The organism is Salipiger sp. CCB-MM3 (assembly GCF_001687105.1).
In the GTDB taxonomy this organism is placed as follows: Bacteria; Pseudomonadota; Alphaproteobacteria; order Rhodobacterales; family Rhodobacteraceae; genus Salipiger.
In genome coordinates, this window is the sequence record NZ_CP014595.1 from 804,192 (window position 1) to 822,334 (window position 18,143).

An 18,143-nucleotide genomic window follows, 5' to 3' on the forward strand; every position below is an offset into this window, starting at 1 on the left:
GAAAGGAGATCGCCTCATGGCCACCGCTTCCCGCGCCGTCTCATCGAGCCGTTTTGACGGCCCGCTTCCCGCGCAGTTCGTGCCGGATCTGCGTGCCCGCCTCGATGAATACGGCATCCCCTACGAGCACAAAGGCCGCCGCCTGAAGGTCAACGCCACCGGCGCCGAGGTTGCCTTGCGGCTGGACCGGCGCGGTTTCGATGTCGAGATCGCCGCCGATGGGGATGTGCCGCTGCACCAGTGGCGCGAGACGGTGAACTATATGCTCGACGAGCTGCTGCCCGATGCCGGTGCGCGCATGGCGTGGAGCGGCGTCGGCGAGGCGAAGACCCCGCCCAATTTCCACCTCGCCACGGTGATCGGCACGCGGCGCATCACACCGAACTTCCTGCGTATCAAGATGGCCTGCGACGGCATTGACGCACTCTCTGAAGGCGGGATGCATTTCTCGTTGCTGCTGCCCCCCGAGGACACGCAGCCGCGCTGGCCGGAACTGACCGCGCAGGGGCGGACGATCTGGCCCGATGGTGCCTGCGCCCTGCACCGCGCCGCCTATACGTTCGTCTGGCTCGATGCCGCGCGCGGGCGCTTTGCCTTCGACATTTTCGAACATGAGGGCGGGCGCACAACCAACTGGGCGCGGCAGGCGCAGCCCGGTGCCACCGTCGGCGTCATGGGGCCGGGCGGCGGCGATTTTCCGGTAAGCGAGCGGCTTCTGCTCGCCGGGGATGAGACCGCCCTGCCCGCCATCCGTCGCATCCTCGAAAGGGCACCCGCGGGCACTCAAGGTCGGGTGATGATCGAGACCGGATCGCAGGCCGACCGGCCTGAACTGGCCTGCCCTTCGGGCATGGACCTCAGCTGGATCCCTCGCGGCGCAGAGGGCGGCCTCGGCGCCGCACTGGCGCGGATCACCGAGATCGAGGATGGGCTCTTCGTCTGGGTCGCCGCGGAAAAATCCATCGTCCGCGCGGCGAAGGCGCAGTTCAAAGACCTCGGGCTTCCGCGCGAGCGTGGCTATTTCTCGGCCTATTGGATCAGCGGCTAAGGTCCGGTCCGTAAGGGCGCAGAGCGGGTCAGACCCCGCCGGTCCGCCCCGGGAACACCTCCAGCGCGACGCCCGCCTCTTCCAGCGCCGCGCGCACGGCGCGGGCGATCTGCAGCGCGGTCTTGCCGTCGCCATGCAGGCAGATGGTATCCACCGCCGCCGGAATGTGCTTGCCACTTTCGGTGATGATCGCTCCGGCCTGCACCATCTTCACCATGCGCGCAGCGGCCAGTTCGGCATCATGGATCACCGCCCCCGACAGCGCGCGATCAACCAGCGTGGCATCGTCGTTATAAGCGCGGTCGGCGAAAATCTCGCCCGCCCAGCGGCAGCCCAACTCCTCGACCGCCGCCTGCTGCTGCGTCGCGGCCAGCACCATGATGATGATCTCGGGATCGACCGAAAGCGCACCCTCATAGGCGGCCAGCGCCATGGCCTTGTCCTCGGCGCACATATTGGCCAGCGCGCCGTGCAGCTTCAGATGCCGCACCTTGCCACCCGCAGCCCCGGCCATCGCCTGTGCCGCACCCAGCTGGTAGGCGGTGAGATTGCGCAGACTGGCATGCGAAAGCTGCATCCGCCGCCGCCCGAACCCCTGCAGATCAGGAAAACCGGGATGCGCGCCGATGCCAGTGCCGCGTTCCGCCGCCAGCTTCATCGTCGCCGCCATGACGTCAGGGTCGCTGGCGTGAAACCCGCAGGCGATATTGGCCGAGGTGATCACCTCGAGCAGCGCCGCGTCCTGCCCCATGACCCAAGGGCCATAGCTTTCGCCCATATCCGCGTTGAGATCGACGCTGGTCATCCCTCTGTCTCCTTCTGTCAAAGCCTGCCCGGCTCAGTGGTCGTGATAGTCGCCGTTGGAAAACCCGCTGACCAGCTTGTGACTGAGCAGATCGGCCACATCCGCCGGGTCGCGCACCAGCGGCTCGATGCGGCGCGGCAGATCTCTGAGGGCCGCGCGATAGGCGCTCTCGGCGGCCAGCGCCTCGTCCATCGACACGAAGCTGAAGCGCAATTCGGCACCCGCTGGCGCCTGCGCCACGCGCGGCAGATCGGCGGGAATGACGGTGGCAAGGCGCGGGTAGCCCCCGGTGGTCTGGCATTCGGCCATAAGCACGAAAGGCGCGCCATCGCCGGTCATCTGGATATCGCCCGGTGTGATGATCTCGGACACTACCGAGAGCCCGCCGTCGACGCCGAAGGGAGCGCCATCCGGCACAAGCTTCACCCCCATGCGGTTGGCGCGGGAGTCGCGGGTGAATGTGGTCTCGCCCAACCGGCGGCGCTGCTCTTCGGGGAAGAGGCGGGTCTGCAGGCTTTCCACCACGCGCAACGCACCGCCCGAAAAACGGTCGTCCACCGCCAGCTTGCGCGCCACCGGTCCGCCTCTGTCGGCCCCGACCGGCAGCCGGTCGCCCGCCGCGACAGCCCGGCCCAACCCGGCGGTCAGATGCGCCGAGCGCGCGCCCAGCAGTTCCTCGGGCTCCAGCCCGCCGCCCAGCGAAAGATAACCATAGGCCCCCGATTGCACCGGTCCGATCTCGAGCACCGCGCCCTTGGGCAGAGAATGCGCGGCGTTCCACACCACTGGCGCGCCGTCGATGCTGGCCCGCATGGCACCGCCGGTCAGCGCGATGCGCAGATCGCAGCCCGCCTCGAACCGCCCGCCGACACCGCCCATCTCGAGCGCAGCTGTTTCGCCCTGCCCCAGCAGCGCCGCACCCTCGGCCAGCGCCAGCCGATCCATCGCGCCGCCGCGCGAGAGCCCAAAGGCAATCCAGCCCGGACGGCCGCCATCCTGCACGGTCACCGCAGGCCCTGCGCGATGCACGATCAATTCGCGGCTCATGGCAGATCCTCCCAGCTTGCGCCGCCTTCGGGGTCGTTCTGCATCCGGGCAAAGACCTCTTCGGAGACCTGCGGGAATTCCACCTCATCGCCGGGCGCCAAAAGGAAGGGCCGCTCGGCGCCCATACGGAACAACGGCGCCGCGGTCTGGCCCACATGGCGCCAGCCGGTCGGCGCGGTGACCGAGAAGATCACGAATTGCCGGATCGCCAGCACCAGCGCGCCCTTCGGCACGCGCGGCGTAAGTCCCTGCTGGCGCGGAATGTTCCACGTCTCGGGCAACTCGCCAAGATAGGGCTGCCCCGGTGCAAAGCCAAGCGCCGTCACCCGCACCCGCGCCGTCGACAGCGAGGTCACCGCATCGGCTGCGCTCATCCCCGCCTCGGCGGCGGCTTCGGCGAGTTGCGGCGCGAGCGTGCCGCCATAAACGGTGGGGATACGGTGCAACCGGCGGCCATGCGGCAGATCGGCCTGCAGCCAGTCGCGCGACGCCATGAGCCCGCGCAGCTTGCTCTCCAACGCGGCGTGGCTCAGCGCCAAGGGATCGAAGCGCAGATAGGCCGAGACCAGCGACGAGGAAATCTCTTCGACCCCCTCGGGCGGATCGCTCTCAAGCGCGGCTCGGAAGGCCAGCGCGGCGCGGTTGGCGGGCTCGCTCAGCTTGTCGCCGAAGCTCACCAGCATCCCGTCGATACCGGCGGTGCGAAGCAGAGGGTAGGACGCCATCAGGGCCAAATCGTCAGTCATGCGCCGGACGTTAGCGCAGCCACCGGCGGCTGCAACCGGCAATCCGCCGCCGCCGTGTCCGCGCCGCCCCGTTCGCTCAGAGACCGCCCGTCCGTGCCCATCCACCGTTCCTTTTGCGCGCGGCGCGGATTACACCTGAGCCCGAGGCAGACGACAGGAGAAAACGATGCGCAGACCAATCCTTCTTGCGCTGGCGCTGGCGGCGCTGGCCGGATGCGGCGCCCCCTCGGGCAGCAATGTCTGGGGCGCCCGCTATGAGGTCTTTGGGGTCGACGAAGGCGACATGCTGAAATTGCGCGGCGGGCCGGGCACCGGTTTCGACGTGCTGGCCGGGCTGCCGAACGGCACGGTGGTGAAAGTCTATGAATGCACGCAAACCGGCGGCACCCGCTGGTGCGAGGTCACGCTGGACCGCGACGGCGGCATGAAAGGCTATGCGTCCTTCGCCTATCTGCGCGAGCTTTGAGCGCGCACAGGACCGGCCGTAGAGCCTTCGTCTAGACGAAAATATCCCGGGGGCGCCGCGCCACGCGCGGCGGGGGCAGCGCCCCCCAGATCAAATAAGGATCAGTGCCGCGTCGGGTTGTTGAGCTCGCGCTCGGCGGCCTCGATGGCCTCTTCCACATCCTGCGGATCGGTCGAGGGCACGGCGTAGCTGCCGGTCATCCATTTCGCCAGATCCACATCGGCGCAGCGCTTCGAGCAGAACGGGCGGTACTTCGGGTCGGTCGGCTTGGCGCAGATCGGGCAGCTCATGACAGCATCCCCGGCTTCAGCACCTCGCTTAGCGGCACGCGCTCGCGCTTGCGCTGCAACTCCATGAGGCCAAGCTGGGTCCAGCCGGCAAGAATGGTTTCCGTCGGATCCTGTTTCAACGCCGCACGCAGCACCGATTCCACCTGACGGCGTTCCTTCTTCGGCATCGGGGCCAGATCGACGATGATCTGCCCGCCAAGCCCGCGCAGACGCAGCTGCCGGGGCAACTCGCGCAGGGCCGCGACATTGGCCTTGAGGCCCGCCGCGGGCGAAGTGTCCCCGCCGGTGTTGATGTCCACGGCCACCAGCGCGCGGGTCGGCTCGATGCTCATCGAGCCGCCACCGGGCAGCGGCACCAGAGGACGCGCCAGCGCCTCGATCATCTCGTGCACGTTGTGGCGCTCAAAACTGCCCGCCTCGGCGTCGACATCGCCTTCGTCCCACTCGCGCCATGCCAGCGCATGCGGCCCGTCGCCCTCGACCAGCACTTCGGCCTCGCCCGAGACGTCGGCCATCACCTGCTCGCAGAGCTGCGCCATGGCGGCGACATCTTCGGCGATCTCGTCGGGGTCACCTTCCGCGCAGGACGAGCGCAGGATCAGGCCGTTTTCGGCCTCTTTCGCTCCCGGCATCACCTCATGGGCGATCTCGAGCAGGCTTTCGCGGATGTCCTCATCCTTGATCCGGCGCGAGATGTTGAGCCCCGGCGCACCGGGCGTGACGATGGCGAAACGCGATTTGAAGAGCACGCGGGTGGTCACGGGGATCGCCTTGCCCGGCTCGGCAAAGCCGGTGACCTGCACCACCAGCGGCTGGCCCGGGGACAAGCCCTTCACCTGCCGCAGGAAGGCAGAGCCTTCGGGCGTGTCGAGGAACATCCCGCCCTGCCCCTTCATCGGACGCTGCGCGATGCCGCGATAGATGGTGCCGGGGCGCGCGTGGTCGCTGTCGATCAGCAGGTCTTCGAGCTTGCCATCGACGATCAGCGCCGCCGCTTCGGCCTCGCCGAGATGGTCGAGCGCAATGGTGCGTCCCTTCATGCGACTTCTCCGAACTTGTAGAGCGGGTATCCTGCGGCGAGCAGCAGGTTCGCGGTTTCCGCCAGCGGCAGGCCGACCACCGAGGTGAAGCTGCCGTTGATCCACGGGATGAACGCGCCAGCCATGCCCTGAATGCCGTAGCCGCCGGCTTTGCCCTGCCAGTCGTTCGACGCGAGATAGGCGTTCAGTTCCTCGTTCGAGAGGTCCTTCATCTTCACCTGAGTGACCACGTCGCGCTCCCACAGCTGGTCGCCGCGACGCACGGCAACCGCCGTGATCACACGGTGACGGCGCCCCGAAAGCTTGGTGAGGAACTCCGCCGCCTCGCCCGCATCCCGGGGCTTGCCCAGAATCCGGCGTCCCAGCGCGACAGTGGTGTCGGCCGAGAGAACGATTTCATCAGCGGTGGAGGGAATCGCCTGCGCCTTCTCGCGCGCGAGCCGCACGCAGTAAGGGCGGGGCAGCTCGCCCGGCATCGGATCTTCGTCGATGTCGGGCGGGCGGATATCGTCTGCTGTCACACCCAGTTGCGCGAGCAAATCGCGCCGCCGGGGCGAACCGGAGCCGAGAACGAGCTTCATGCGCAGACCTCGCAGGTCCGGCCCCGTGCAGCGGGAACCGCCATGAGTTTCGGGACCATGCGGCGCTTACTTGAAGCGATAGTTGATCCGGCCTTTGGTCAGATCATAGGGGGTCATCTCGACCTGAACCTTGTCGCCTGCAAGAACACGGATGCGGTTCTTGCGCATCTTGCCTGCCGTATGCGCGATGATCTCATGGCCGTTCTCAAGCTCGACCCGAAACGTCGCGTTGGGCAGGAGTTCCTTCACGACACCGGGAAATTCGAGCGTATCTTCCTTGGCCATGCTTTCTCCTGAAAATGCCGTTCCGCCTCTAGGTCGCGGAACGCGCATGGATATGCGCCCAATCGCGGCGTTTTTCAAGGGTGCAATTGCAGATTGTCGGGAATAGCCGTCAGCACAGCGCCCGCAATGCAACGGGGCCGTCGCGCCCGGACTGATCGTCCCAATGGGTGCGGTTCAGCACAACGCCATCGTTACGGACCCGAGCGACGGCGTCAAGGTCCACCTCGGCATAGGTCCAGCCAGCCTTGCCCAGCACCCCTTCGGCGATCACGCCGGTGGCAGGGAAGCCCGTGTCGGGCGGGCAGAAAACCCCGCCCATGCCGGTGTTGGTGTCCACCGCTTCGGACCAGTCGCAATCGCCCACGGTCGAGGCCATCACCGCGATGCACTGCTGCTCCAGCGCGCGGGCCATGGCACCGATGCGCACGCGGGAATAGCCGGCCTGCGCCTCGGTGCACGACGGCACCAGCAAAAGATCGGCATCGCGCAGCGCGCGGCCCAGCAGCGGGTATTCCGAATCGTAGCAGATCAAGATGCCGATCTTGCCCAGAGCCGTGTCGAAAAGCTGCAGCGGCGCGCCGCCCACCACGTCCCAATCCTCGCGCTCGAAGCGGGTCATAATCTGTTTGTCCTGAAACCCCATGGCGCCGCCCGGCGTGAAGAGCCGCGCGCGGTTCACCGGGCGCGGCCCGAGGGTGTCGTCAAAGACCGGCGCCGAGGCCGCGAGAATATGCGCGCCATATTTGCCCGCGAGATCCGCATGCAGCGCATCGACCTGCGGGATACGCTCGGAAATGGCGTGGAGCGACCCTTCGAGATCTGCCGCGGCCGCTGCCCCGGCGAGCGTGGCAATCTCCATCGCGCCATATTCGGGGAACACCAGAAGCTCGGCGCCCTGCCCCGCCGCCTCGGCCACCCAAGCCTCGATCTTGGTGGCATAGGCGTCCCAGCTGGTGAGAAAATCCATCGGGTAGGCGGCGGTGGCGATCTTCATTAGGGGGCTTCCGTGATGTGTGGGTGGGGCGCGTGATGGTGCAGGCTGGGAGGGGGCGCTGCCCCCGTCGCGCGCGGCGCGACTCCCCCGGGATATTTTTGCCAAGAGGAAGTGTCTAGGACGCGGCCTCTGGAGGCTGGCTGAGGTCGCGCAGCCAGAATTGCAGGCGGTGGTCGGTTTCCTCGGGCTGATCCACGTCTTTCCAGTTGAACCGGGCGGCAACGCCTTCGACCGGCGCGTAGCCGCGCTTTTTCCAGAACGGGTCGAGCGGCGCGTAATGCGGCGGGCGCAGCGGGTGATCGAGCGGGCGTTCGACGGCGCAGAAGGTGGACCATTTGCGGCCAAGGCTGCGGGCATGGGCCTCGCGCAGGTCGAAGAAGCGATGGCCGATCCCCTGCCCGCGGGCGCTGCGCAGCAGCACCGACTCGGCGCAGTAGAAAATGTCACTCAGCGCCAGCCCGATGGCGGCGAAGGGCGCGGCGAAATCACTGGCGTGATCCTCCATCGGCGTGCCGGTGGCGGCGCCGACCAGCTGCGTGCCCTCGAAGGCACCGACCAGCACCGCGCCTTCGCTCTGGCGGTAGCTCTCGAGGTAGCGCCGCTCGTAGTCGAGATCGCCGTCGTAGAGATAGGGAAAGTCCCGGAAGACGGTGATGCGCAGCCGGGCGACATCGTCGAGCGCGGCGTCGAGCGCCGCGCCGGTGAGGACCCGGACCTCGGTCACGAGACCTGCCGGATCCAGTCGGCAAGGTTATAGTAGGTGACCACGCGGGTGATCTTGCCGCCTTCGAGCGAGAAGAACGACCCGGCTGGCAGGCGGTAGGTCTGGCCCTTGGCCTCGGGCAGGCCCGCGTCGGTGTTGAGATAGGTGCCGTTCACGATGAACTCGGCGGCGGCGCGGGTGCCACCTTCGGCCTCGAAGATCACCATGTCGGTCAGCTGCTCGCGGTAGCAGTGGGACATATGGGCGCTGAATTCGGCGAATTTGGTCTTGCCCGAGCGGATCTGCCCTTCGTTCACGTGATGCGCGATATCCGCGGACAGCAGGTCGAGCATCGCCTCGGTGTCGCCGCCGTTGAACGCGTCGAAATAGGCCTGAATGGTTTCGGTGGCGGTCATTTTTCTCCCCATCGGGTCTTGAGCTTATCGTAGATCTGGTCGCGGGTCTGGCGGTAGGCGTTGAGCTTGGTCTCGCGGGTCTCGCCGAGCCCCGTGGGATCCATGATCGGCCAGTATTCCACCGTGAGATGAAAGAAGCGGGTGAGCTCCAGCGCGGCGCGCTGCGAGGCGGGCGACATGGCGACGATGAGATCGAAGCCCGAGAGCGTCTCGCCCATCTCTTCAAGCTCCTCGAAGCTGCGTGAGCGGTGCTTGGACAGCTCGACGCCGATCTCCTGGCAGACGGAAATGGCAAACCCGTCGATCTCGAGATCATTCACCACGCCGACGGACTGCACATAGGTGCCCTGCCCGTAGAGCTTTTTCATGATCCCCTCGGCCATGGGCGAGCGCACGGCGTTGTGGTCGCAACAAAACAGAACCGATTGCGGCAGTTTCGGCACCAGGTCAGCCCCCGAAATGCAGCACGCAGATAAGGGTGAAGAGGCGGCGCGCCGTATCTGTGTCGACCTCGGCCTTGCCCTCGAGCCGCTCCTGCAGGATGCGCGCGCCTTCGTTATGGATGCCGCGCCGGGCCATGTCGATGGTCTCGATCTGGCTGGGGGCGGCGGATTTCACCGCGTCGAAATAGCTTTTGCAGATCTGGAAGTAGTCCTTCACCACCTGCCGGAAGGGCGCCAGCGAGAGGTGAAACTCCGCCGCCGGATCGCCGCCCTCGGTAGAGATGTCGAAGACCAGCCGTTTGTCGCGGATCGACAGGCCAAGCGCATAGGGCCCCTGCGGCACCTCGCGGCCCTCGCGCGGGGGCAGCGTGAAGCTGTTTTCTTCCATGAGATCGAACATCGCAACGCGGCGCTCCTGCTCGATCTCCGGGGTCGGAGGCGGCAGGTTGGCGTCGTCCAGCTCGATACGGGCGATATGGCTCATGGGCGCGTCCTCGGCTTCGGCTCCGGAATCTGTAGCCAATGCGCGGGGATGGGGCAATGCGCCTTACGCCGGAGGCATAGCAAAGTCCTGCGCCGGAGGCGAAGTAATGTCCTGCGCCGGAGGCGTTGTGACCGCAGGCGCAACGATGCACCTGCGGCCAAGTTCAGCCGTTGAGTTTGCGCAGGCGCGCCGTCACCGAAAGGCCGTGCGCCTGCAGGCTCTCGGAGGTGGCCAGCACCTCTGCCGCCGGACCGATGGCGCGCAGCGCCTCGGGCGACATCTTGGCCAGCGTGGTGCGCTTGAGGAAATCGAGCACCGACAGGCCCGAAGAGAAGCGCGCCGAGCGGGCGGTGGGCAGCACGTGGTTCGGACCGCCGACGTAATCGCCGATGGCCTCGGGCGTCCACTGACCAAGGAAGATCGCGCCGGCGTGGCGGATCTGCTGCGACAGCGCCTCAGGGTCGGCGACGCAAAGCTCGAGGTGCTCGGGTGCCACGCGGTTCGACAGCGCGGCGGCCTCGGAAAGATCACGGCAGACAATCACCGCGCCGAAATCGCGCCAGCTGGCCCCGGCGATACCGCGACGTTCGAGCACCTGAAGCTGCCGTTCCACCTCCTCGGTCACGGCGCGGCCAAAGGCGGCATCCGGGGTGATCAGGATCGACTGTGCGCTTTCGTCGTGCTCGGCCTGGCTCAGCAGATCGAGGGCGATGAACTCGGGATCATTTTCCGCATCGGCGATGACGAGAATTTCCGACGGCCCCGCGATCATGTCGATGCCGACCTTGCCGAACACCCGGCGCTTGGCGGCGGCGACAAAGGCGTTGCCCGGCCCGGTGATCTTGTCGACCGGGGCGATGCTCTCGGTGCCATAGGCCAGCGCGGCGATCGCCTGCGCACCGCCCATGCGGTAGATCTCGTCGACCCCGGCGATCTTTGCCGCCAGCAGCACCAGCGGGTTCACCACACCGTCGGGCGTGGGCACGGTGATACAGAGCCGCTCGACCCCCGCCACCTTGGCGGGAATGGCGTTCATCAGCACCGAGGAAGGATAGCTCGCCAGCCCGCCCGGCACGTAAAGGCCCGCTGCGGCGACCGCCGTCCAGCGCCAGCCCAGAGTGGCGCCATCGGGATCGGTCCATTGCTGATCCTCGGGCATCTGCCGCACGTGATAGGCGCGGATGCGTTCGGCGGCGGTCTCGAGCGCGTCGCGCTCGGTCTGCGGCACCTGCGCGCAATAGCTGTCGATCTCTTCGGCGGTGAAGCGCAGCCCCGAAGCAGCCAATTCCAACCGGTCGAATTTCGCGGTCAGTTCGAGCACCGCCGCGTCGCCGCGCGCCCGCACATCGGCGATGATGCCGCCGACGGTATCGTCCACATCGGGGCTGTCCTCGCGCTTGGCGCTGAGCAGCTGGGCGAACTGCAGCTCGAAATCCGGCTCGGTGGTGTCGAGAAAGACGGGCATGGGCGATCTCCTTGTCGCGCCCGTGCTTAGAGACAAGCCGGGCGCGGCTCAAGTGGTGCGAGAGGGGATTCGCCCCTCTCCACGATGACGTGGATCAGCGAGTGACACATGCGAATCGCCTAATATGGGGAAATCGGCACGGGAGAGCCGATGTATTTTGGAGGAGCAAAGATGTTTAAGAACAATATTACCGCGCTCGGACTGGCGCTTGGCATGGCTGGGCTGTGCATGAGTGGCAGCGCCTCGGCGCAAAGCGCCGGAGAGACCGAATATATGAACGCCTGCGCCGCCTGTCATGGCGAGAGCGGCGTCGGTGACGGGCCGCTGGCGGAACTGATGACGGTCGATCTGCCGGACCTGACGCAGATCTCTGCGAACAACGACGGCGAATTCCCGATGCTTGAAGTCATCCAGATCATCGACGGGCGCAGCGGCATTCGTGGCCACGGGTATCCGATGCCGGTCTGGGGGCAGCGCTTCAAAGAGGCCCTGTCGGTCGAGATCGGCGCCTATGCCAGCGAGATCGTGACGCGAGGACGCATTCTCGCCCTCGCGCAGCATCTAGAATCAATGCAGCAGTGAGCCGCTGATCAGTCCTTGTGATCCGGCATCTGCCCCGAAATGGCGCGGTAGGGCCGGGTCACATCCTTGAGGCGCAGTTCCAGCGCCTCAACCTCGCAGCGGAGCGCACCGTCACCGGCGAAGGTCAGTTCGACATATCCCGCGCCATCCTCGCCGGGCTCGAAACCGACAGACAGCAGCGAGAGCACCGTGTCCTTGTCGTCGCGGCTGATTCCCTGTGCCGCCACCTTCAGCACGTTCTCGACCACCAGCAGCGCGCGGACCCGCTCGGGCGGGTCCTGATGCACGCCATCTTCGCGGCGCAGGCGATTCACCAAAAGCGCCAGCCGGTGGTGGCGCTTCTCCCATGCGACATCCGCGACGGTCAGAACCGCATCCTGCGCCAGCGCCGACAGCACCTGCAGATCCTCGGGGTCCATTGCCCCGAGGTTGAGGGGCTGGCCGCCCGCGTCTTCGAATTTTGCGTCCTCGGTCACTCGCCCTTCACCCGTTCGATCTTGGCGCCCACGCCGCGCAGTTTGCGCACCACGTGCTCATAGCCACGGTCGAGATGGTAGACTCGGCTGACCACCGTGTCGCCCTCTGCCGCAAGACCGGCAAGAATCAGCGACACCGAGGCGCGCAGGTCGGTGGCCATCACCGGGGCGCCCTTCAGTTTCTCGACACCGCGCACGCGGGCGGTGCCGCCCGACACGTCGATATTCGCGCCCATGCGCAGAAGCTCGGGCGCGTGCATGAACCTATTCTCGAAAATCTTTTCTTCCAGCACGCTTTCGCCATCGGCGGTGCAAAGCAGCGCCATCATCTGCGCCTGAAGGTCGGTGGGGAAGCCGGGGAACGGCTCGGTGGTCACATCGACAGCCTTCACCCGACCATTCTTGCGCGCGACCTTGAGGCCGGTGGGCGTTTCCTCGACCGCGATTCCCGCCTCGTCGAGCTTTTCGCAGAAGCTTTTGACCAGTTCGATCGTACCGCCGAGGCATTCGACCTCGCCGCCGCAAATCGCCGGGGCCAGCATATAGGTGCCCAGTTCGATCCGGTCGGTCACCACGCGGTGCGTCGCCCCGCCCAGCGTCTCGACGCCCTGAATCTCGATGGTGCTGCTGCCCTCGCCTTCGATCTGTGCGCCCATCTTGCGCAGGCATTGCGCCAGATCGACGATCTCGGGCTCGCGCGCCGCGTTGCGGATCACCGTTGTGCCCTTGGCGAGCGTGGCGGCCATCAGCGCGTTTTCTGTGGCCCCGACCGAGGCAAAGGGAAACTCCACGATGCCGCCCTTGAGGCCACCCGACGGCGCCTTGGCGTGCACATAGCCCTCGCGCAGATCAAGCTCCGCGCCCATCGCTTCCAGCGCTCTGAGATGCAGGTCCACGGGACGCGCGCCGATGGCGCAGCCGCCGGGCAGCGACACTTCGGCATGGCCGAATCGCGCCAGCAGCGGACCAAGCACGAGAATCGACGCGCGCATCTTGCGCACGATGTCATAGTCGGCGCGGGTCGAGGTCAGCGCGTGGCTCGACATGGCCAGCACCTGCCCGTCGTTCAGCGCCTGCACTTCCGCACCCAGCGACTGCAGCAGCAGCGTCATCGTGCGGATATCGGACAGCCGCGGCGCATTGGTCAGCGTCAGCGGCTGATCCGACAAAAGCGTCGCGGGCATGAGGGTGAGGCAGGCATTCTTCGCGCCGGCGATGGGAATCTGTCCCGATAGCGGGCCATTGCCCGTGACGACGATCGAATCCATTAGCTGTCCTTTTCACTGCTCGGCCCGTCTTCGGGCTTTTTGTCGTCTTTCGAGGCGTCGCGCGCCTTCGCCTGTGCCTTGCGCCGACCCAGATTCGCCTTCAGCGCCGCCTTGAGGCGGGCATCGCGGTCCTGTGCCGGGGATTTTTGGGGGCTCGTTTTGGGCTTCATGAACTTTCTTTACCGGAGAGGCAAAAAACCGTCCAGATTGCGCTTGCACCCCCCGGCGTTTGCCCTTAGACACCGCGCCACGCCACGAGGCACACCGACGCAACCTAGCGCGGACGCCTCGAAAGGCACACCGGCGCTGCTGTAGCTCAGAGGTAGAGCACTCCCTTGGTAAGGGAGAGGTCGAGAGTTCAATTCTCTCCAGCAGCACCACTTACCTCCCTGAAAATAGATGTTTTATTCTTAGGGCGCGCCGCGTGCGCCGCGCCGTCGATGGCGGGTCACGCTTTGCTATCCTTGAGTTAAAAACATGCCGCACGCCCCAAACGAGCGCCTGGAAGAATGCTCTTTCGCTCAAGCCTCTGACCGCGCGTGGTCCGCCCGATTGTTCAGCATCGCGGCGCAAGAGAGCTGCCCCCCTGCGCCGGGATCGGCGTTCAGCTGTAGCCAAGCCGCGCAGACATTTCCGCAAAGCTCGTGGTCTTGCCCGCCACGGTCCAGCGAACCACCTGACGCAGCGCGTCTTCATTCGCCTCGCCGACGCCAAGCCCCTCCAGCTTGTCCTTATGTGACGCGCGATGCACCTCGGCGCCGCTGAAATGGCTGAGGGTCACATCATCGGGCACATCGAAGGATTCGCGGAAGTAGTCCTCTTCGGAAACCAGCCGTTCCATCTGCAGAATCTCGCAGCCCGCCTCGAGCGCTTCGATATTAAATTGCATCACATGCGACAGCGCTGCCGCATAGGCCGCGTTCGGGAAGTTTCGCGGGATCGGCAGTTTCGAGAGCAGATGCTCGTCGAGAGTGACCATCTTGCGATAGCCCACCTGATCGCCGCCAAGCGTCTTTTTCACCCACCAGGCAAAGCAGCTGCGCACGTGGCGCACGGGCTCGCGGACGATGATGCGGTGCTTGACGCCATTGGCCAGACAGACCTCCCGCCCCTGCGGCGCACTATAGAGGCAATGTACGGCATAGACCCGCTTGCCCGAGGCCGCGCTCTGCTTCATCTCGGCCACGAACTGATCGACCGGCGTGTCCTCCTCGCCCACGGCACCGCCTTTGGCAAAGTTGCGGGTGCCGTGGCGCACCTCCGCATTCGGAATGCCCGAGAGAATTTCGCTGATCGTATGCGTCGCCGCAAAGCCGATGGAATCCGCGAGGATCATCTTGCTGCCCCTGCCTGTGCTGCCGTTTCCTTATAGACATGGGTAGCAGCCGCCGGGTCCGGACCCCAGCCGCCCACCGCAGAGCCGCGCCAGTTTGGCGCAAGAGCGCCACAGCACGCGGGCGCGCACAACGAAACAGGCGGCGCGAAGGCCCGCGCCGCCTGTGCGTGTGTTCGGCCAATGAGGCGTTTGTAGCGCCTCAGCCGCGCCGCTCGGGACGCCCCGGCACGCCATCATCGGCCAGCGCGCGATTGCGGTAGCGGCGGTCTTCGGTGACATCCGCTCCGAACCAGTCAGGCGGCGTGAAGGCCCCTGCCGCCTCTGCGCTGTCGAACTCGACCTCCACCAGCACCAGCGGCGCCAGCGTCCCGGTGAAGACATCAAGCTCGAACCCCGTTCCATCGGGCAGCGCACCCACATAACGTGTCTTTTCGAGCCGTCGCCCCTCGGTCGCGGGCCAGAGCGCCTCGAACTGCGCGGCGTCGATCTCGATCTCACGCTCCATGCGCACCAGCCCGCCTTCGGACTTCAGCGTCAGAAAGAAAGCCCCGCCCTTCTCGCGCAGGCGTAGTTCCACCGAGTCGCCCGCCTGCGTGACATAGCCCTGCCGGACCGGCTTTGCTTTCAGCTCCTCCAGCACCGGCAATTGCGCCACCAGAAACTTGCGCTCGATCTCCACGGCTTCGGTTGCGTCGGTCATTTCAGGACCCTCTTGCTCAATTCGTCATGCAGTGCCGTATAGGCCGCGCTGGCGGCGCTCGACGGCGCGGTCGCCATCACCGGCGCACGATGCACGCCCATGCGTTCGACATCCGAGGTGAAGGGGATGCTCGACTTCATCAGACGCTTGCCGTGCTCGGCGCGCATCTCGTCCATGGTCTCGCCATGCAGCGACTTCACCCCCTGCACCATCGAAAAGAACCCGTGCAGCTTTTTCGGGCTCAGGTCATGGTCGCGGAAGAACTCCTGCAACTGCTCGAACGTGCGCTGCGACAGGGTCGTGGGAATGACCGGCACGACGATCGCGTCGGACGCGCGAAAGACATTTTCGGAAAGGGTCGAGATGTTCGGCGGGCAGTCCAGCAGGATCACGTCGTAATCGCCCTTCACCGCCTTCAACGCCTTCTTAAGCCGCGAGCGCGAATTGCGCATGCGGGCGAGGAACACATCGAAGTCGCGGAAGGTCATATTGGCGGGCAGAATGTCGAGATTGTCGAAATCGCTGCCCCGGATCGCCTTGGTGAAGCGCTGCACGTCTTCAAAGAACTTCGCCTCGGTCAGCTTCTTCGAGGGTTTCACGCGAAAGTAGAAGCTCGACGCGCCCTGCGGGTCGAGATCGCACAGCAGCACCCGGCGGCCACCCTGCGCCAGCGCATAGGCAAGGTTCACCGAGGTCGCGGTTTTCCCGACGCCCCCTTTGTTGGAATAGCAGGCGATGATCTTCATTTCTTTCCTCCGTGAAACAGCTCGCGGAACGTCATTTGGGTCTCGGCACTGTTGAACGTCGCGAAGCTGCCGACGACCTTGGCGCGCTCTGCAAGCTGCCGCTCGTGCAGCACGAGGATCAGAGCGCCAACGCTTTGCGCCACCTGCAGGTTGCCGCTCTCGCCGCTGTCCTCGAGCCGCCTCAGGAAGTCGATAAGGCTGCCCTGCTGCACCGAGTAATCGTTAAAAAGACCAAGGTTGTCCTGCAGGCGCTTGAGCGGCTTGATCAGCTTTTTGAACGGCCCTGCGGGGAACAGCGGGCCGAAGAACTCCATGAGATAGCGCAGCTTCTTGCAGTGTATGCGCAGCTCATGCACCTCGTGGTCGGGCGTCGCATCATCAATCGCCTCGGCGATGGTGCAGATCTTGCGGTAGCGTTTCCAGATCAGCTTGCAGGCGAAATCATAGGCCGGAAGGTCCGCGCGTTCGCCGCGCTGCAACGCCTTGCGCTTGTGGAAAATCTTGCCAAGCGCGGTGATCTCCTTGCGGTAGCCGGTGCTGCGCAGATGTTTCGCCAGCCCCGCCTGCGCGGCGGTGCGTTCCTCGGCGAACAAGGCGAACATCCGGTCGAGCCCTTCGTGCAGGTTCGCCGGCAGCATAGTATAATAGGCATCCTTCTCGAGCAGGTAGACATCGAGGTCACGCAGCCGCCCGGTCGGTTCCATCAATGCCGAAAAGCGCGCTTTCAGCTCGGCGGTCTGCTCGTCCGCATAAACGCCTTTGAACAGGCTCAGCACCGAGCGGATTTTTCGCAGGGCGATGCGGTAGTCGTGCAGAAACTCGGTGTCGTCGTCGGCGATCACCCCGGCCTCATTGGCGCGCGCCACGGGAAGATAGGCGGCGATGATATCGCTGGCGGCATCAAAGGCCTCTTCCTGCCCGTCCATCGGCACATCGGGCTTGGCCACATAGGCCGACTGGCCGGGGAACAGCAGATCATAAAGCGCGCCGTCCTCCAGCGCTGCGCCGCCCAGCCCTTCGACCAGCTTCTGCAGCCGGGTCAGCGCCTTGTCATAGCCGCGCAGCCCCTGCAGGCGGGCGATCGTCACACGCCCCCCCTCAGCCGCTTCGAGCACCCACAAAAACGCCCGCGCCTGCGTCTTTTCTTCGTCATCGAGCAGCGCCAGCTCGCCCCGGCGCATTTCGCCCGCGCCCACCGGCAGCAGGCAGCGCAGCGGCGAAAGGTCCGACAGCGCATGCTTTACCGAGCCCTCGGAGAACTCGGCGACAAAGCGCCCCGCCCCCGCCGAAGACTGGCCAAGCACCCGCCCATCGGGCTCAAGCAATTCAAACTGCTCCGCCACTTCGATAAGCACACGGCCACTCAGGCGCAATTCCTGATCGAAGGTATCGCGGATCAGGAAGGCGCTGCTCGCCTCCTGCCAGCTAAGCTGGGGTTTAAGACCGCCCAGATCGGCGGCATCGACCAGCGATGCCCCCTCTGCGGCCATGTCGGGGAGGAGGTAAAAGGCACCCTCGCCTTGAGTCATCTGGATTTCTTTCCGGTCTTGCGCAGGTAATCCTCGATCAGCGTCTCGACGATCTTCTGCACACTGCGATCCTCTTCGATGGCGCGCATCTTGAGCGCCTTGAGTGTCTTGCTGTTAAGCCGCAGGGACGTGTTCTTCTTTTCGTCCTTGGGCTTGATTTCCTTGGTCTTCGCCATGGCTGATACCCGCTAAAAGTGACGTCATGATTTCACTTTGAACCAGCAAGCGCAACGCGATTTCCCGGCACTGGCGCAACGACAAAGCCATAGCGCTCTCCAAGCCGTGATCGCAGCCCGCCTCATGGGTGACACTTTCCCCGCAAAGGATTACATAAGCGCCTTGGCTGACACAGGAGATGCAGACCATGCGGAATCTTGTAGTATTTTTCGGGCTGGTGCTCGCCGCCGCCACCCCGGCCTCCGCGCAAAGTGACAAGGCGGCACGCTGCGAAACCTCGGCCAAGATGGTCATGGAAGCAGTGCAGGCGCGTAAGGACGGCATTCCGCAAAAGCGGACCGAGCGCGAATTGCGCCGGGCGCTGGATCGCGACTCGGGCGAGATGCTGGCGCAATGGATTTATTCGCTGCCCGAAAACCAGCTCACCCTTGATGTGGGCCGCAGCTGGGAACAGCAGTGTCTCTCGCAATGACGCCGCGCTGAGGCGCGCATGACGTGACCCGCACCCGCCCGCGT

Annotated in this window: 25 protein-coding genes and 1 tRNA gene; 5 read left to right on the top strand and 21 right to left on the bottom strand. The window is 65.5% G+C overall.

Features of this window, described 5'->3' with window-relative positions; all coding sequences use genetic code 11:
- Positions 1-16: 16 nt before the first annotated feature.
- The gene (locus AYJ57_RS03905) at positions 17-1,048 is read left to right on the top strand and encodes a siderophore-interacting protein (protein WP_066101491.1); all 1,032 of its coding nucleotides are present in this window, start codon (positions 17-19) and stop codon (positions 1,046-1,048) included.
- A 28-nt stretch (positions 1,049-1,076) separates the two neighbouring features.
- On the opposite strand, the gene AYJ57_RS03910 is transcribed toward AYJ57_RS03905, so the two are convergent.
- The 3 genes from AYJ57_RS03910 to AYJ57_RS03920 are packed head-to-tail and all read right to left on the bottom strand — an operon-like array spanning position 1,077 to position 3,646.
- A complete protein-coding gene (locus AYJ57_RS03910; RefSeq protein ID WP_066101494.1) occupies positions 1,077-1,853 on the bottom strand; it encodes a LamB/YcsF family protein in 777 nt (258 codons plus the stop codon).
- Positions 1,854-1,886: 33 nt separating this feature from the next.
- Positions 1,887-2,900 (bottom strand): biotin-dependent carboxyltransferase family protein, encoded by a 1,014-nt coding sequence (locus AYJ57_RS03915; protein ID WP_066101498.1) that lies wholly within the window; start codon positions 2,898-2,900, stop codon positions 1,887-1,889.
- Positions 2,897-3,646 (bottom strand): 5-oxoprolinase subunit B family protein, encoded by a 750-nt coding sequence (locus AYJ57_RS03920; protein WP_066101501.1) that lies wholly within the window; start codon positions 3,644-3,646, stop codon positions 2,897-2,899. The genes AYJ57_RS03915 and AYJ57_RS03920 overlap by 4 nt, the downstream gene beginning before the upstream one ends.
- A gap of 166 nt (positions 3,647-3,812) precedes the next feature.
- Here AYJ57_RS03920 and AYJ57_RS03925 point away from each other — a divergent pair, with 166 nt between their 5' ends.
- Positions 3,813-4,112: an SH3 domain-containing protein gene (locus AYJ57_RS03925; protein ID WP_066101504.1), complete on the top strand. Its 300-nt coding sequence runs from the start codon at positions 3,813-3,815 to the stop codon at positions 4,110-4,112.
- Between the two features lie 101 nt (positions 4,113-4,213).
- On the opposite strand, the gene AYJ57_RS03930 is transcribed toward AYJ57_RS03925, so the two are convergent.
- From AYJ57_RS03930 to hisD, 10 genes are all read right to left on the bottom strand, one after another.
- Complete coding sequence (locus AYJ57_RS03930; RefSeq protein ID WP_066101506.1) at positions 4,214-4,402, bottom strand: DNA gyrase inhibitor YacG; 189 nt, start codon at positions 4,400-4,402, stop codon at positions 4,214-4,216.
- A complete protein-coding gene (locus AYJ57_RS03935) occupies positions 4,399-5,442 on the bottom strand; it encodes a ribonuclease E/G (protein ID WP_066101509.1) in 1,044 nt (347 codons plus the stop codon). The genes AYJ57_RS03930 and AYJ57_RS03935 overlap by 4 nt, the downstream gene beginning before the upstream one ends.
- A complete protein-coding gene (locus AYJ57_RS03940; protein WP_066101512.1) occupies positions 5,439-6,023 on the bottom strand; it encodes a Maf family protein in 585 nt (194 codons plus the stop codon). The genes AYJ57_RS03935 and AYJ57_RS03940 overlap by 4 nt, the downstream gene beginning before the upstream one ends.
- A 66-nt stretch (positions 6,024-6,089) precedes the next feature.
- Positions 6,090-6,308 (bottom strand): translation initiation factor IF-1, encoded by a 219-nt coding sequence (infA, locus tag AYJ57_RS03945; RefSeq protein ID WP_005978431.1) that lies wholly within the window; start codon positions 6,306-6,308, stop codon positions 6,090-6,092.
- Between the two features lie 109 nt (positions 6,309-6,417).
- A complete protein-coding gene (locus AYJ57_RS03950; RefSeq protein ID WP_066101515.1) occupies positions 6,418-7,302 on the bottom strand; it encodes a carbon-nitrogen hydrolase family protein in 885 nt (294 codons plus the stop codon).
- Positions 7,303-7,417: 115 nt separating this feature from the next.
- Entirely contained in the window at positions 7,418-8,026 is a 609-nt protein-coding gene (locus tag AYJ57_RS03955) for a GNAT family acetyltransferase (RefSeq protein ID WP_066101517.1), read from the bottom strand.
- A complete protein-coding gene (locus tag AYJ57_RS03960) occupies positions 8,023-8,421 on the bottom strand; it encodes a ketosteroid isomerase-related protein (protein WP_237220189.1) in 399 nt (132 codons plus the stop codon). The genes AYJ57_RS03955 and AYJ57_RS03960 overlap by 4 nt, the downstream gene beginning before the upstream one ends.
- The gene (locus tag AYJ57_RS03965; protein WP_066101522.1) at positions 8,418-8,864 is read right to left on the bottom strand and encodes an arsenate-mycothiol transferase ArsC; all 447 of its coding nucleotides are present in this window, start codon (positions 8,862-8,864) and stop codon (positions 8,418-8,420) included. The genes AYJ57_RS03960 and AYJ57_RS03965 overlap by 4 nt, the downstream gene beginning before the upstream one ends.
- 4 nt (positions 8,865-8,868) lie before the next feature.
- Complete coding sequence (locus tag AYJ57_RS03970; RefSeq protein ID WP_066101525.1) at positions 8,869-9,348, bottom strand: UPF0262 family protein; 480 nt, start codon at positions 9,346-9,348, stop codon at positions 8,869-8,871.
- A 163-nt stretch (positions 9,349-9,511) separates the two neighbouring features.
- The gene (gene hisD / locus AYJ57_RS03975; RefSeq protein ID WP_066101528.1) at positions 9,512-10,813 is read right to left on the bottom strand and encodes a histidinol dehydrogenase; all 1,302 of its coding nucleotides are present in this window, start codon (positions 10,811-10,813) and stop codon (positions 9,512-9,514) included.
- Positions 10,814-10,984: 171 nt separating this feature from the next.
- On the opposite strand from hisD, the gene AYJ57_RS03980 reads away from it, so the two are divergent.
- Entirely contained in the window at positions 10,985-11,395 is a 411-nt protein-coding gene (locus AYJ57_RS03980; protein ID WP_066101531.1) for a c-type cytochrome, read from the top strand.
- Positions 11,396-11,403: 8 nt separating this feature from the next.
- Here AYJ57_RS03980 and AYJ57_RS03985 read toward each other — a convergent pair whose 3' ends face one another.
- Genes AYJ57_RS03985 through AYJ57_RS26175 form a run of 3 tightly spaced genes read right to left on the bottom strand, consistent with a single transcriptional unit; the run spans position 11,404 to position 13,309 of the window.
- On the bottom strand, positions 11,404-11,871 hold the full coding sequence (locus AYJ57_RS03985; RefSeq protein WP_066101534.1) for a DUF2948 family protein: 468 nt from the start codon (positions 11,869-11,871) through the stop codon (positions 11,404-11,406).
- The gene (murA, locus tag AYJ57_RS03990) at positions 11,868-13,139 is read right to left on the bottom strand and encodes a UDP-N-acetylglucosamine 1-carboxyvinyltransferase (protein ID WP_066101537.1); all 1,272 of its coding nucleotides are present in this window, start codon (positions 13,137-13,139) and stop codon (positions 11,868-11,870) included. Before murA ends, AYJ57_RS03985 begins: the two co-directional genes overlap by 4 nt.
- Entirely contained in the window at positions 13,139-13,309 is a 171-nt protein-coding gene (locus AYJ57_RS26175) for a hypothetical protein (RefSeq protein ID WP_193789508.1), read from the bottom strand. Before AYJ57_RS26175 ends, murA begins: the two co-directional genes overlap by 1 nt.
- A gap of 135 nt (positions 13,310-13,444) precedes the next feature.
- Between AYJ57_RS26175 and AYJ57_RS03995 the strand changes: the two genes are divergently transcribed.
- Positions 13,445-13,519, top strand: a tRNA-Thr gene (locus AYJ57_RS03995).
- A gap of 224 nt (positions 13,520-13,743) precedes the next feature.
- Here the strand turns inward: AYJ57_RS03995 and AYJ57_RS04000 are convergent.
- The 5 genes from AYJ57_RS04000 to AYJ57_RS04020 form a co-directional block, all read right to left on the bottom strand.
- Positions 13,744-14,475, bottom strand: coding sequence for a hypothetical protein (locus AYJ57_RS04000; RefSeq protein WP_066101541.1), 732 nt, complete (start codon positions 14,473-14,475; stop codon positions 13,744-13,746).
- A 199-nt stretch (positions 14,476-14,674) separates the two neighbouring features.
- Entirely contained in the window at positions 14,675-15,175 is a 501-nt protein-coding gene (locus AYJ57_RS04005) for a CYTH domain-containing protein (protein ID WP_066101543.1), read from the bottom strand.
- The gene (locus AYJ57_RS04010; protein ID WP_066101546.1) at positions 15,172-15,921 is read right to left on the bottom strand and encodes a ParA family protein; all 750 of its coding nucleotides are present in this window, start codon (positions 15,919-15,921) and stop codon (positions 15,172-15,174) included. Before AYJ57_RS04010 ends, AYJ57_RS04005 begins: the two co-directional genes overlap by 4 nt.
- Positions 15,918-17,450 carry a CHAD domain-containing protein gene (locus AYJ57_RS04015; protein ID WP_066101548.1) on the bottom strand — a complete coding sequence of 511 codons (1,533 nt, stop codon included), beginning with the start codon at positions 17,448-17,450 and terminating at the stop codon, positions 15,918-15,920. The genes AYJ57_RS04010 and AYJ57_RS04015 overlap by 4 nt, the downstream gene beginning before the upstream one ends.
- The gene (locus AYJ57_RS04020; protein ID WP_066101552.1) at positions 17,447-17,626 is read right to left on the bottom strand and encodes a ribbon-helix-helix protein, CopG family; all 180 of its coding nucleotides are present in this window, start codon (positions 17,624-17,626) and stop codon (positions 17,447-17,449) included. Before AYJ57_RS04020 ends, AYJ57_RS04015 begins: the two co-directional genes overlap by 4 nt.
- 179 nt (positions 17,627-17,805) lie before the next feature.
- Between AYJ57_RS04020 and AYJ57_RS04025 the strand changes: the two genes are divergently transcribed.
- Positions 17,806-18,099: a hypothetical protein gene (locus AYJ57_RS04025; RefSeq protein WP_237220190.1), complete on the top strand. Its 294-nt coding sequence runs from the start codon at positions 17,806-17,808 to the stop codon at positions 18,097-18,099.
- Positions 18,100-18,143: the final 44 nt, after the last annotated feature.

Coding starts and splice junctions, on each gene's coding strand:
- AYJ57_RS03905 (WP_066101491.1), top strand. CDS start 17: ATGGCCACCGCTTCCCGCGCCGTCTCATCGAGCCGTTTTGACGGCCCG.
- AYJ57_RS03910 (WP_066101494.1), bottom strand. CDS start 1,853: ATGACCAGCGTCGATCTCAACGCGGATATGGGCGAAAGCTATGGCCCT.
- AYJ57_RS03915 (WP_066101498.1), bottom strand. CDS start 2,900: ATGAGCCGCGAATTGATCGTGCATCGCGCAGGGCCTGCGGTGACCGTG.
- AYJ57_RS03920 (WP_066101501.1), bottom strand. CDS start 3,646: ATGACTGACGATTTGGCCCTGATGGCGTCCTACCCTCTGCTTCGCACC.
- AYJ57_RS03925 (WP_066101504.1), top strand. CDS start 3,813: ATGCGCAGACCAATCCTTCTTGCGCTGGCGCTGGCGGCGCTGGCCGGA.
- AYJ57_RS03930 (WP_066101506.1), bottom strand. CDS start 4,402: ATGAGCTGCCCGATCTGCGCCAAGCCGACCGACCCGAAGTACCGCCCG.
- AYJ57_RS03935 (WP_066101509.1), bottom strand. CDS start 5,442: ATGAAGGGACGCACCATTGCGCTCGACCATCTCGGCGAGGCCGAAGCG.
- AYJ57_RS03940 (WP_066101512.1), bottom strand. CDS start 6,023: ATGAAGCTCGTTCTCGGCTCCGGTTCGCCCCGGCGGCGCGATTTGCTC.
- infA (WP_005978431.1), bottom strand. CDS start 6,308: ATGGCCAAGGAAGATACGCTCGAATTTCCCGGTGTCGTGAAGGAACTC.
- AYJ57_RS03950 (WP_066101515.1), bottom strand. CDS start 7,302: ATGAAGATCGCCACCGCCGCCTACCCGATGGATTTTCTCACCAGCTGG.
- AYJ57_RS03960 (WP_237220189.1), bottom strand. CDS start 8,421: ATGACCGCCACCGAAACCATTCAGGCCTATTTCGACGCGTTCAACGGC.
- AYJ57_RS03970 (WP_066101525.1), bottom strand. CDS start 9,348: ATGAGCCATATCGCCCGTATCGAGCTGGACGACGCCAACCTGCCGCCT.
- hisD (WP_066101528.1), bottom strand. CDS start 10,813: ATGCCCGTCTTTCTCGACACCACCGAGCCGGATTTCGAGCTGCAGTTC.
- AYJ57_RS03980 (WP_066101531.1), top strand. CDS start 10,985: ATGTTTAAGAACAATATTACCGCGCTCGGACTGGCGCTTGGCATGGCT.
- murA (WP_066101537.1), bottom strand. CDS start 13,139: ATGGATTCGATCGTCGTCACGGGCAATGGCCCGCTATCGGGACAGATT.
- AYJ57_RS26175 (WP_193789508.1), bottom strand. CDS start 13,309: ATGAAGCCCAAAACGAGCCCCCAAAAATCCCCGGCACAGGACCGCGAT.
- AYJ57_RS04000 (WP_066101541.1), bottom strand. CDS start 14,475: ATGATCCTCGCGGATTCCATCGGCTTTGCGGCGACGCATACGATCAGC.
- AYJ57_RS04005 (WP_066101543.1), bottom strand. CDS start 15,175: ATGACCGACGCAACCGAAGCCGTGGAGATCGAGCGCAAGTTTCTGGTG.
- AYJ57_RS04010 (WP_066101546.1), bottom strand. CDS start 15,921: ATGAAGATCATCGCCTGCTATTCCAACAAAGGGGGCGTCGGGAAAACC.
- AYJ57_RS04015 (WP_066101548.1), bottom strand. CDS start 17,450: ATGACTCAAGGCGAGGGTGCCTTTTACCTCCTCCCCGACATGGCCGCA.
- AYJ57_RS04020 (WP_066101552.1), bottom strand. CDS start 17,626: ATGGCGAAGACCAAGGAAATCAAGCCCAAGGACGAAAAGAAGAACACG.
- AYJ57_RS04025 (WP_237220190.1), top strand. CDS start 17,806: ATGCAGACCATGCGGAATCTTGTAGTATTTTTCGGGCTGGTGCTCGCC.